Source organism: Alcanivorax sp. HI0083, assembly GCF_001635175.1.
Genome location: NZ_LWFX01000517.1, coordinates 1 through 12258, shown reverse-complemented (window position 1 = coordinate 12258; position 12258 = coordinate 1). Strand labels below are relative to the sequence as shown.

Below are 12258 nucleotides of genomic sequence, written 5' to 3'. Positions count from 1 at the left end.
ATGCCAGTGGGGATGTGCACGATCCTTACCAGAAGCCGTTCTATCGTCGTTTCCGTGGCTGGGTTGAGTGGTGTGTGCGCTACCGGAAAACGGTCATCGGGCTGACCGTGGGCATCTTCGTGTTCTCACTTTTTCTATTCCGTTTTGTGCCTCAGCAATTCTTCCCGGCGTCCGGCCGGCTTGAGCTGATGGTGGACATGAAGTTGGAAGAGGGGGCCTCGCTGACCGCGACCCAGGAAAAAGCGTTGCGTCTGGAAGCTATGCTGGGCGAAAACGAGATGATCGAAAATTACGTGGGTTATATGGGTAGCGGTTCTCCCCGTTTCTATCTATCACTGGATCAGAAATTACCGGCTGCCAGTGTGGCCCAGTTTGTGGTGCTCACCCGCAACGTGGAAGAGCGCGAGGAAGTTCGTGAATGGTTAATGGACACCCTGGAGCGGGAATTTCCGGCGGTGCGCACCCGCGTATCACGACTGGAGAATGGTCCGCCTGTGGGCTATCCGATTCAGCTGCGTGTGTCCGGTGAGCATATTTCCCAGGTGCGGGAGTTGGCGCGCAGGGTAGCGGAAAAGGTGCGTGATAATGCGCACACTGCCAATGTGCACCTGGATTGGGAAGAGCCCAGCAAGGTGGTGCGTCTGATAGTAGACCAGGACCGCGCTCGAACCCTGGGCATTACCACCTCGGATTTGTCCACGGCGTTGCAGTCATCGCTTTCCGGTGTGGCGGTGAGCCAGTACCGGGAAGATAACGAACTGATCAATGTGGAAGTGCGAGGCGACAACCATGAACGCCACGCGCTGGGGTTACTGGGCAACCTGGCGGTACAAACAGCGAGTGGCCGCAGCGTGCCGTTGAACCAGGTGGCGAACCTGGAGTCCGGCTTTGAAGAAGGCATCATCTGGCATCGTGATCGTTTGCCGACGGTGACAGTGCTGGCGGATGTGAAAGACGGTGCTTTGCCAGCCACGCTGATGCAGCAAATCATGCCCACCTTGTCCCAGGTGCAGGCGGATCTGCCGCCGGGCTATCTGCTACAGGTGGGTGGCACGGTGGAAGAATCGGCCCGGGGCCAGAAATCGGTCAACGCAGGGATGCCACTGTTCATTCTGGTGGTGATTACCTTGCTGATGTTGCAGCTGCGCAGTTTCCCGTTGTCGGTGATGGTCTTTATCACGGCGCCGCTGGGGCTGATCGGGGTGACCTTCTTCCTGCTGTTGTTCCAGAAACCATTCGGGTTTGTCGCCATGCTGGGCACGATCGCACTGGCCGGCATGATCATGCGTAACGCTGTGATTCTGGTTGACCAGATTGGTCAGGACATGGAACAGGGGCTCACTGCCTGGGATGCGATTATTGAATCCACAGTCCGCCGGTTCCGGCCCATTGCGTTGACCGCGCTAACCGCTGTTCTGGCAATGATTCCGTTATCGCGCAGTGTCTTTTTTGGCCCCATGGCAGTGGCGATCATGGGTGGTCTGATTGTGGCCACCGCGCTGACCCTGCTGTTCCTGCCCGCGCTGTACGCGGCCTGGTTCCGGGTGAAAGAAGAGCATGCCGATACAGCATAACGAACGCTGACTCTGTTGCCGGACAGTTTCCGGTTTTCCCCTTGCCCTGGCACTTGCCGGGGCTTTTTTTGGGTTTATCACGCAATTGCGACAAAACAGACCTGATTGTTTGCGGCGTGTGGCGATGGATCTTCGGCCGGTGAAGCACTATCGGGGGGCAATGGCTCGGACGGTAATCGTTAATGCGGGGCTGTGTTGCTGGTGCTCGGCACGTAAACAACGCAGGGTATACTCGCCGGGTTTGTCGAAACGCCAGGGCAGTTGCACACGGGTGCCGGGTTCGCTCAGGCGGGTGTTGGGGTAGTCCTTGCGCAGGTCAGGCATCAGCCGGTGGATCAGGCTCTGGTCGCGCAGGGCCGTATCATCGACCAGGGCAAGCAAATGCCACTCCGGGCTGGCATTATCCAGGGTCAGTAACACGGCCTGTCCCTGAGTAAAGCTCAGTGAGTGCGGCGCCCAGTGATCCGTGAGCACCGCCGTTTGTGGTTCCAGGTCGCCGGGCTCGCGCAGTGCCGTGCCAGCGGCCATGGGGATTTCATCCGGCAGGATGCCGTGGGCGTTGCCTGGCGGTGAGAGCACGAATAAGTTGATGAGCAGCAACAGGCTCAATGCTCGCGGACGTTGGGGCATGGGTTACCGCGTTGGTAGTGGAAGAAAAAGGAGCAACACATTGAACGGCAGAATACTCGCACTGGTACTGGTTTGCCTATGGGGGCTGGTTTCAACGGCGCAGGCCGCACCGTTAACGGTGGCGGTGAAAGCGTCGCCGCCTTTCAGTTATCAGCAAGGAGATCGCTGGGACGGCATCAGCGTGGAACTGTGGGAGAAGGTGGCGGAAAAGGCCGGCTTGGAGTATCGCCTGCGGCCTTATGGGTCGGTGGCGGAAATGCTGGCGGCGGTGGAGCAGGGCCAGGCGGATGTGGCCATTGGTGCGGTTAGCGTGACCGCCGACCGTGAGCGGCGACTGGATTTCACCCAGCCCATGTTTCGGGCGGGCCTGGGGATTGCCACCCGCAATGAAGCGAGTGGTTGGGTGGCGACACTGCGCAACCTGTTCAGCTGGAAGTTTATGTCAGCCGTGCTGGCGCTGGTGTTAGTGCTGTTGTTGGTGGGATTGCTGATCTGGTTGCTGGAGCGGCGCAAGAATCCAGAGCAGTTCGGTGGCTCTGCCAGCCAGGGTATCGGTAGCGGCTTTTGGTGGTCGGCGGTGACCATGACCACGGTGGGGTACGGCGACAAGGCGCCAGTGAGTGCCGGCGGCCGGGTTGTGGGCTTGATCTGGATGTTTGTCAGCATCATCACCATTTCCGGTTTCACTGCCGCCATTGCCTCCAGTGTGACGCTGAATGAGCTGCAGTCGCGTATCAATGGCGCGGCCGATTTGCCCCGGGTAAAAGTGGCGGCGGTGGACGGCACCAGCGGTGCCCATTGGCTGGCGGGTCAGGGTACAAACTTTGTGCCTTACCCGAATAACCAGCAGGCACTGCGCGCGGTGATGATTGGCGAGGTAGATGCCCTGGTCTCCGATGCGCCTGTGATGCGTTATATGTTGCGCGAGCGTGGCACCACCAATGCGTTGGTGTTGCCATCGCTGGTTCGCGAAGAAAGTTATGCCTTTGCCATGGCTAATGGCAGCCCCCTGCGTGAGCGGCTGGATCAGGCCATGCTGGAAATTCTCCCGACCCAGGAGTGGCGCACAGTGGTGAATCGCTATCTGGGCGCGGAAGAATAACGGTGGGTTTTGGTTGGGGGGCTGATTGAATGGGAGATTGCGTTCGCTGGTGTCGGGTTACGCCGCTTTATTGTAAACGCTGTGCTTCGTGTAGGTCGGATTAGCCGCGTAGCGGCGTAATCCGACATCCTGGCGCCTGGGCGTTTATCTAACTGTCGCTCCCGGCAAACAACGCCGCCAGGCTCTCCAGTTCTTCTTCCAGATTCCAGTGCATTTCCCGCGCGGTCACATGCAAAAGCACTAACGCATTGATCGGCGCATCGGACTCACCGCGCTGGCGCAGCCTCCCGGTAAAACAACGGTTCAGTTCATTGAGTGCATCGTAGCGCGCATTCAGGCCGTCCAGGGAAATGCTCTGTTCCGGTTGTTGGCGGTTGCGGATGTAGCGTTGCAGCAGGTACAGGCTGGCGGTGCGTACCAGGGTTTCGGTGTCGCTGCTCAGCGGCAGGTGAAAGCTGGCCATGGGGCGCAGGAAGCGCGTATGCGGGCAGTCACTCAGTGCGCAGATCAGCCCGAACAGGGAGCTGAGAGCCCGCTGCAGGGTGGTGTCCTGATGGTAGTTGCGTTGCCATGTTTGTACGTCCAGCGTCACCGGCTGAAATGAATCCCCCAGGGCGCAATCGGGTAACAGATAGGCCAGGTTGCGGGCGACGGGGCAATAGCGGTGCTCGCGTGGGTCCAGTGGGCAGTGGCTGCACTGGTGGTAGCTCAGTTCTGCCCAGTCCGGTGGGGTAAAGGTATCGGGGATAGCGATGGTGCCGTGTTGCTCAACCAGCGTAATCGGGATGCGTTGCTGCGCCCCGGCGGGTGTGGTGAGGGTGTAAACGAAATCAGGCTGCATCGGCCCGGTCGGTCTGCTTCAGCGGCAGCCGGATGGTAAAGGTGGTGCCGGCGCCAAGTTGGCTTTCCACGGTCATGGTGCCGCCGTGGTGCTGGATGATGTCGTGGGAAATAGACAGCCCAAGTCCGGTGCCCTGGCCGATCGGTTTGGTTGTATAGAAGGGTTCGAAAATCTGTTTGAGAGTATCTTCAGCAATGCCGGGGCCGTCGTCGGTAATAGTCAGGGTGCACCATTGTTCATCGCAGTGGCCGGCAATAGTGATATTGCCTTTCCCTTCGATGGCCTGAGCGGCGTTGACGAACACATTCATGAAAACCTGCGACAGCTGGCTTTCCGAGCCGTTAATCAACGGCATGGAATCCGGCAGTGAGTGGCTCACGGTAATGCGGTTTTTCAGTTCATGCTTTGCCAGGTTCAAAGACATTGCCATACAGGTGGCGATATCCGTTGGCGAAAAGGCTTCCGGCTGATTGTGGGAAAAGTGTTTCAGGTCGCGAATGATTTTCTTGATCCGTTCGATGCCTTCGTCGGTTTCGTCCATCAAGGCGGGGTAGTCCGCCATCATGAAGGTCAGCTTGCGGGCATCCACATTCAGGTTGGTTTCTGCGTCAAGAAATTGCTGAAATTTTTCTTCGCTAATGCGTTTTTGTAGCCCCTGAATAATCCCCGCCATGGTGCCAAGATAGTCCCGGCTGCGGTTCAGGTTGGATGACACAAAGGCAATCGGGTTGTTGATTTCATGGGCAATGCCCGCCGAGATAGTGCCCAGTGACGCCATTTTTTCCGAGTGAAGAAGCAGTGATTCCACCTGATTCAATTTCTGGCTCTTGTCCTTCACTTCCTGCATCAGCTGGTTGTTTTCCGTTTTGATATCAGTGATATCAGTACCGAAATAAATATAGCCATCGTCTTCATCGGAAATGTAGGAAAGCGGGAACAGGAACATGTTCATCCAGTAACGGCTGCCGTCCGCATGGCGGTTGCAAACCTCCCCGTTCCACACCCCGGATAGCGCCTGGTCGCACTGCATCACTGGCAGTGAATCATCGTCGGGGTGATTGAAACTTTCGTTCTGTCCGATCAGGCGGGAAAAGGAATGACCGCTGAGGGCCAGAAATTTGCCGTTGGCAAAGGTGATGGTGCCGTGGCGGTCGGTGGTCAGCACACAGTACTCGTCGATGATGCGCGCCAGTGGGCCGAGCAGCGCCTTGTTGAGTTTGTATTCGTCTGCGTTGACCTCGATCAGGTGCATCTTGCGGCCAAAGCGGTTGTTCGTCAGCGACGAAAACTCGGCCAGTTTGGCTTCCACGTTGATGGAGGTGCGGTAGGTTTTGTACAGAAAGAAAATGATGATCAGCAGGATCACCGTGGAAGATACCAGGAACAGCCCCTGGGCTTCCATGCCAAAGCCGATGTCCGTTTTGTCGAGCAAGCTATTCATGCGCCGCGCCGTGAGTTGTTGTTTGTCGGGCTGAAAGGGCTAGCCTTCGTAGCCCATGCTGCGCAGGGTCTCGCGTTGTTCCCGCACGGTTTCCGCCAGAATACGGTTTTCCAGCAAAATATCGCGGAACTTCAGGCCTTCGCGGATATTGTCGAGTAACTGGTCGTCGTCCCAGGGTTTGGGGATAAAGCGGAATGCGCCGGCTTTGTTGATCGCGGACATGACCGTCTCGATGTCGATCACCCCGGTCAGCACAATACGAATGGTGTCGGGTTGCAGGTCGCGCAGTTCCTGTAGCAGTTCCAGGCCATTCATCTCCGGCATCATATAGTCGGTGATCACCGCATCGAATACGGTAGTGCGCGCCCGGCGCAGGGCTTCGTGGGGGTCCTGGTAGGTTTCCACTTCCCAGTCGGTGTAGGTATTGATAGTGCGCTTCAAGGCTTTGAGGATGTATTCCTCATCGTCCACGACCATGACCTGATACATGGTGAGTCCCTCATTCACGGCGTGCTACATTGTGCTCACCCTTTTCCGCTAAGGGTGGGCACACGGGTATCAGGTTTTACGATACGCCCCGCTATAGGGGCTGACAATTGGTTCGGGCAACGGCAAGGAGCCGGTCATGCCGTCCGGATAGCCGTTTATCCGGCAGGGACGAAAACCGCACAATGGTGGGGAAAAGCGCGGGGAAAACGCGCAAAAAAACGGCTACGTGATCTGCACGATGGCTTTGGTCACCGATCCGGTGGCGATCAGGCGTTCCTGCTGCTGCGCGTTTATGGCATAGGCTTCAGCCCGCATGGCAGCAAGGGTTCGGCCCAGGCGGTCCACATGGGCGCGGATCACGACCTGTTCGCCCCGGCTGGCGGCACGCAGCACGCTGCTATGGGTTTCGATGGTCACCGCGTGCTGCTCGGGTGGCAGTCTGGAGGCCGCCGCAAAAAAGCAGGCCACATCCATCAAGGCATAAACGATGCCGCCATGCAGGGCACCCTGGGGGTTGGTGGTGAAATCATTCACCGGGAAACGCACTTCACTGCGGCCATCCACCGCGCTTACCAGTTCCAGTTCGCAGGCCCGGTGCAGTGGGTGGGCGAGAATGTCGTTTTTGATCTGGTCAATGTGGCTCATGGTTTTCCTTTTTCATTCCGGCGAAACGGAGCCGACACTATACGATGCCGATTCGGAAAACGGGATGACCGGATCGTACCCACAGGTGACGGGGAACCGATTGTCTTGACGGCGGTCTATGGGTATCGCAAGGTTGCGACTCTTCCCTCGTTAGCGGGCATCCCATGAAAGCACTGGTCTACACATTGCTGCTTGTCATCAGTACTCATGTACTGGTGCTGGATGCCATGCATCACGGGCACGATGGTGGCGCAGCTGCCTCGCTGGAACAGGTCCAGCAGGATCTGGTCAGTGCGGATGTGCTGGACAAAGGCGGCGACCATTGCTGTCAATGCCATGGTTTCATGGCCTCCACCGATTGTGAGCCGCTGCGCCTGGCCCCGCCCTCTGCAGGTCAAATGGCGTTGCGCCCCTTCCTGCCGGATGCCCCGGCCGATAACCCTTTCCGTCCTCCTATAGCCTGATCGTTTCTTCGTTTCCCCGACTTTGTTGCCTTGTCCATCGGTGAATGTGCGCCGTGGCGAGCGTCGGCATTGTTCTTGACGTAACGTTTTGAGACATCAGGAGTTTCCCCATGGGAATCCAGACCCCAGTGCGCATGGCCGCACTGTTACTGGCCGTGTGCGCGTATGCCAGCGCGTCGGCCGATTCTTCTTCCTCGCCCGCGCAGTGGGCGCAATGGGTGCAGCGCCAGGTCAGCCAGCTACCGGCCAGCCGGGCCATCCAGGCGGAGCAGGAACGGTTGCTGGCGCAAAGCCGGGCTTTATCGCAGCCGCTTTATAACCCTTCATTGAATATCGACTACGAAGACAGCCTCGATATCACCCAGACCGTGGGCCTCAGCCAGACGCTGGACTGGTCCGGCAAGGCCCGCGCCCGCCGTGATGCCGTGGCCGTACGGGATCAGCTGGCGCAGCTGCGTGGCGACAAGGCCCGCGCCCGCCTGCTGGCGGACAGCCTCAATGCGCTGGTGGCCCATGCCGCCGCCCGCGAGCAATTGGCGGCCGCCCGTGAGCAGGAACAGCAGCTGCGCGATCTCACCGACCTGATTCGCCGCCGCGAACAGGCGGGGGATGTGGGGCAGGTGGATGCGCAATTGGCCTACCTGTCACTGGGGCAGGCCCAGCAGGCCCTGGCGGATGCGGAAAGTGCCGCCACCCGTGCTGCCACCACATTGCGCCAGCAACTGGCCAGCCAACAACCCGCGGTGGCCTTGCCGGCGGCGGACCGTTGGCAGGCCCCGTCACTCACCCATGGTGTCGTGCAACGGCTCCCCACCAGCTTCGATTTGCAGTTGGCCGAGCAGCAACTGGCGCTGGCTGAGCGAGGGGTATCGGTGGCAGACAAACAACGCAACACCGACCCGACCCTGGGCCTGCGCGTGGGCCAGGAAGGTGGCGAAAATTTGTGGGGCGTGGATTTCAGCCTGCCATTGAAGTTCTTCAATACCGGCAAGCCAGGCTATGAAGCTGCCCTGGCGGACAGTGAAGAGCGGCGTGCACTGCTGGAGAAAACCCGCAACGACATTCAGGCCCGGCTGGACGGAGCGTTGAGCGATTACCAGCAGCGGCGCGAGCGCTGGGAAACCTGGCAACAACTCACCGGCGATAGCCTGGCGCGCAGCGACACCTTGCTCAAGCGCGTCTGGCAGCAGGGCGAACTCACCACCCAGAACTATCTGCAGGCCTTGAATCAGCGGCTCGATACCCGGCTGGCTGGCATCGCCCTGCGCGATGCCATGCAGCAGGCCTGGGTGCAGTGGCTCTATGAAAGCGCCCAGCTCAACGACTGGCTGAACCAGTTGGCCAACGAATGATTGTTCTGTAGGAACCGAGCTTGCGAGGTAACAGCCGCAGGGTGAGCGAAGCGAATAACACCGCTTGAAACGAGAAATTAAGCGAAAAATTACTGTAGGAGTGCCACTTGAGGCGCGAATGGTTTCTGCGACACGCGGTGCCAACTTCTTCGCGCCCTGAACGGCGCTCCTACAAAAAATGGAAAATTTTTTATGAAACCGAAAATGACATTTCAAAAGACGCCTCTGGCCATCTTCTTGCTGGCAACCCTGGCGAACCCGGGCTGGGCGGATGAAAATCATGACCATGCCCACAACGAAAGCAACGAAGCCGAACAGCATGCACAACAGGCTGCTCCGGATAATAGCGGTGACCATGATGAGCACGCTCATGGGAAGGAGGTTGGGAGCGCAGCGTCCCATAGTGAAGAAGCGGCACTGGAGCTGACCGCAGAACAACAAAAGACGCTTAACCTGCAGGTCATTACCCTGCAGCCTGATGCCGACGCTACCCGGACCCTGACCGTGCCGGCGGAAATTATCAGCAACCAGTACCGCACCTGGGTGGTGCCGGTGCGTATCGATTCCCAGGTGCAGTCTCGCAGTGCCACGCTTGGCCAGCACATGGAAAAAGGGGATGCCATTGCCACCCTGTTCAGCCCGGCCATGGCGCAGTTACAAAGTGATCTGCAAGTGGCAGCGGACGGCTGGCGGCGGGTTAAAAACCTCGGCCGGCGTACCGTGGGCAACCAGCGCTATCTGGACGCGCAAAGTCAGTACCAGTCCCTGCGAGCCCGGGCCAAGGGTTATGGCCTCAGTAACAGCGCCATCGCTGATATCGAAGCCGGAAAAAATGAAAAAGGGGTTTATACCCTCACAGCGCCGGACGATGGCCTGGTGCTGGAAGATGCCTTCCAGCAAGGGCAATGGTTAACCGCGGGCAGCGCCCTGGTCACGCTGGTGGATGAATCCGAACTGTGGGCCGAAGCCGCCCTGCCGCCGAGCCCCGGTTTGCAGATCAGCACCGGCACCCCGGCCCGCGTCATCGTGGGTGGCACATCCGTGGACGGCAAGGTGATCCAGTCTGGCCATCGCCTCAATCCCGTCACCCGTACCCTTGCGGTGCGAGTGGCGATTCCCAATGCGGGCCATCTGTTGCACCCCGGCATGTTTGCCGATGTGGCACTGGCGTTGGCGGCACCGGAGAACACCCTCACCGTGCCGGAAGAGGCGCTCACCCGTAGCGCCGATGGCGATTGGCAACTGTTCGTGGAAGAAGAGCCTGGCCACTACAAACCCGTGGAAATCCAACTCAATGGCCAGCTGGAAAACCGCCGCATCGTTACGGGTCTTGAACCGGGTACGCGCGTGGTCACTCGCGGGGCGTTTTTTCTGGCCAGTGAAATGGCCAAGTCCGGTTTCGATATTCACAATCACTGAGGATCACCGTCATGTTTAATCGACTTGTCGATTGGGCGGTGAACAACCGCCTCATTGTGTTGCTGTTACTGGTCATCACCATTGGCGTGATCGGCTGGCAATTGCCCAACCTGAAACTGGATGCCTTCCCGGACGTGACCAACGTCCAGGTACAGGTGAACACCGAAGCCGAAGGCCTGGCAGCGGAAGAAGTGGAGCAGCTGATCACCTATCCCATCGAGGCAGTGATGTATGCATTGCCGCAGGTGGCCGAGGTGCGTTCCATCTCCAAGACCGGCCTGTCCATCGTCACCGTGGTGTTCGAGGAAGGCACCGATATCTATTTCGCCCGCCAGCTGGTGTTCGAGCGATTGCAGGCCGCACGGGAAGATATTCCCGACGGCGTCGGCACCCCGGAAATGGGCCCCAACACCTCCGGCCTGGGTCAGGTGTATCAATACCTGCTCACCGCCGAGCCGGGCTCCGGCGTGGATGCCATGCAACTGCGCAGCCTTAACGACTGGGTGGTGAAACTGCTGCTCATGCCCGTGGGCGGCGTCACCGATGTGCTCAGCTATGGCGGTGAAGTGCGCCAGTATCAGGTCAACGTGAACCCCACCCGGTTGCTCGCCTACGACTTGAGCCTGCAACAGGTCATGGATGCCATTGCCGCCAACAACCGCAACGCCGGTGGCTGGTATCTGGATCGCGGCGCCGAGCAACTGGTGATTCGTGGCATGGGCTGGGTCGGCAGTGGCGAGCAAGGGCTCGGCGACATTGCCGCCATTCCCCTCAAGGAAGTGGACGGCACCCAGGTGCGCGTGAGTGATGTGGCGAAAGTGGAATTCGGCGGCGAGATCCGTCAGGGCGCGCTCACCATGACCCGCCGCGATGCCAACGGTGAACCGCAAGCGTTAGGTGAAGTGGTGGCGGGCATTGTGCTCAAGCGCATGGGCGCCAACACCAAGGCCACCATTGATGGCATCAAGGAGCGCGAAGCGCGCATCCAGCAGGCCCTGCCGGAGGGTGTGCAGTTCGAGGTGTTCTACGATCAGGCGGACCTGGTGGAAAAAGCAGTGAGCACCGTGGTTACCGCCTTGCTGCTGGCGTTTGTGTTTATCGTCATCGTACTGGCCCTGTTCCTGATGAACCTGCGCGCCACCGCGTTGGTATTGTTGTCCATTCCGCTCTCCATCGGCCTGGCCTTGTTGGCGATGGCCAGCCTGGGCATGTCCGCCAACCTGATGTCACTGGGTGGCCTGGCCGTGGCCATCGGCATGCTGGTGGATGGCTCCGTGGTGATGGTGGAAAACATCTTCAAACATCTGAGCCGAAAAGAGGGTAGCCACGACACCAAAGGCGGCATTGCCTTACGCGTGAAAGACGCCGCCCAGGAAGTGGCACGCCCGGTGTTCTTCGCCGCCAGCATTATCCTGGTGGTGTTCCTGCCCCTGTTCGCCTTCGAAGGGGTGGAAGCAAAAATGTTCGTACCCATGGCCATCAGCATCATGCTGGCCATGACTGCCGCTGTATTGGTAGCGCTGATCGTGGTGCCGGCGCTGGCCGGTTTCCTGTTCCGCAACGGCGTGGAAGAAAAGCCCAACCGGTTGGTGAACTGGCTGGAGGGGCATTACCGCACCGTGCTCGGCAAGGCTATGAAGGCGCGTAAAGTGGTGGTCGGCACCGCCGTGGGGTTATTCGCGTTGGCGCTGGCGACCACCCCCTTTATCGGCACCGAATTCGTGCCGGTACTGGAAGAAGGTACCCTGGCCTTGCGCGTGACCCTGGCACCGTCCTCCAGTCTCGATACCGCGTTGGAAGTCGGTGAAAAACTGGAAAAGGAAATCATGACCTTCCCGGAAGTGACCTACGCCCTCAGCCGGGTAGGCCGCGCCGAGATCGGCGGTGACCCGGAGCCGGTGAGCAACGTGGAAATCTATATCGGCCTGAAACCCGTCAGCGAATGGGAAAGCGCCAGCAACCGGCTTGAGCTACAGGAAAAAATTCAGCAGAAACTGGAAAAGCATCCCGGTCTGCTGCTCAACTTTTCCCAGCCCATCGCCATGCGCGTGGACGAACTGCTCTCCGGCGTTAAAGCCCAGCTCGCCATCAAACTGTTCGGCCCGGATCTCAACGTGCTGCAGGAAAAAGGCGAAGCCATCACTCAGGCCGTCAAGGAAGTCGACGGCGCCACCGATGTGCAACTGGAACAGATCGCCGGTGAAGCTCAACTGGTGGTCACCCCGGACCGCAACGCCCTCAGCCGTTACGGCCTGAGTGTGGATCAGGTCATGGATCTGGTCAGCAACGGCCTGGGCGGCG

Annotated in this window: 11 protein-coding genes; 6 read left to right on the top strand and 5 right to left on the bottom strand. The window is 59.2% G+C overall.

Translation table 11 applies throughout. From position 1 onward, the window contains the following. Positions 1-1574 (top strand): efflux RND transporter permease subunit (locus tag A3754_RS05350; protein ID WP_156496821.1); only part of this gene is annotated, 1574 nt, incomplete at its 5' end. 147 nt (positions 1575-1721) lie between these two features. Here A3754_RS05350 and A3754_RS05345 read toward each other — a convergent pair. Next, entirely contained in the window at positions 1722-2204 is a 483-nt protein-coding gene (locus tag A3754_RS05345; protein ID WP_156496820.1) for a hypothetical protein, read from the bottom strand. A gap of 40 nt (positions 2205-2244) precedes the next feature. Between A3754_RS05345 and A3754_RS05340 the strand changes: the two genes are divergently transcribed. Beyond that, a complete protein-coding gene (locus A3754_RS05340) occupies positions 2245-3306 on the top strand; it encodes a transporter substrate-binding domain-containing protein (RefSeq protein ID WP_231880500.1) in 1062 nt (353 codons plus the stop codon). Between the two features lie 148 nt (positions 3307-3454). Here A3754_RS05340 and A3754_RS05335 read toward each other — a convergent pair whose 3' ends face one another. The 4 genes from A3754_RS05335 to A3754_RS05320 form a co-directional block, all read right to left on the bottom strand. Continuing rightward, complete coding sequence (locus A3754_RS05335) at positions 3455-4147, bottom strand: hypothetical protein (RefSeq protein ID WP_063519016.1); 693 nt, start codon at positions 4145-4147, stop codon at positions 3455-3457. Then, the gene (locus tag A3754_RS05330) at positions 4137-5588 is read right to left on the bottom strand and encodes an ATP-binding protein (RefSeq protein ID WP_063519015.1); all 1452 of its coding nucleotides are present in this window, start codon (positions 5586-5588) and stop codon (positions 4137-4139) included. The genes A3754_RS05335 and A3754_RS05330 overlap by 11 nt, the downstream gene beginning before the upstream one ends. Before the next feature lie 39 nt (positions 5589-5627). Next, the gene (locus tag A3754_RS05325) at positions 5628-6095 is read right to left on the bottom strand and encodes a response regulator (RefSeq protein WP_156496819.1); all 468 of its coding nucleotides are present in this window, start codon (positions 6093-6095) and stop codon (positions 5628-5630) included. A gap of 204 nt (positions 6096-6299) precedes the next feature. Further along, positions 6300-6722: a PaaI family thioesterase gene (locus A3754_RS05320; protein ID WP_063518936.1), complete on the bottom strand. Its 423-nt coding sequence runs from the start codon at positions 6720-6722 to the stop codon at positions 6300-6302. A gap of 164 nt (positions 6723-6886) precedes the next feature. Between A3754_RS05320 and A3754_RS05315 the strand changes: the two genes are divergently transcribed. The 4 genes from A3754_RS05315 to A3754_RS05300 form a co-directional block, all read left to right on the top strand. Next, positions 6887-7186, top strand: a complete 300-nt coding sequence (locus A3754_RS05315) for a hypothetical protein (RefSeq protein ID WP_063519014.1) — start codon at positions 6887-6889, stop codon at positions 7184-7186. A gap of 110 nt (positions 7187-7296) precedes the next feature. Then, positions 7297-8538 (top strand): TolC family protein, encoded by a 1242-nt coding sequence (locus tag A3754_RS05310; RefSeq protein ID WP_011589746.1) that lies wholly within the window; start codon positions 7297-7299, stop codon positions 8536-8538. A 204-nt stretch (positions 8539-8742) separates the two neighbouring features. Further along, complete coding sequence (locus A3754_RS05305) at positions 8743-9957, top strand: efflux RND transporter periplasmic adaptor subunit (RefSeq protein WP_231880499.1); 1215 nt, start codon at positions 8743-8745, stop codon at positions 9955-9957. 11 nt (positions 9958-9968) lie between these two features. Then, the coding region (locus tag A3754_RS05300; RefSeq protein WP_063519013.1) for an efflux RND transporter permease subunit at positions 9969-12258 on the top strand (2290 nt) is incomplete at its 3' end.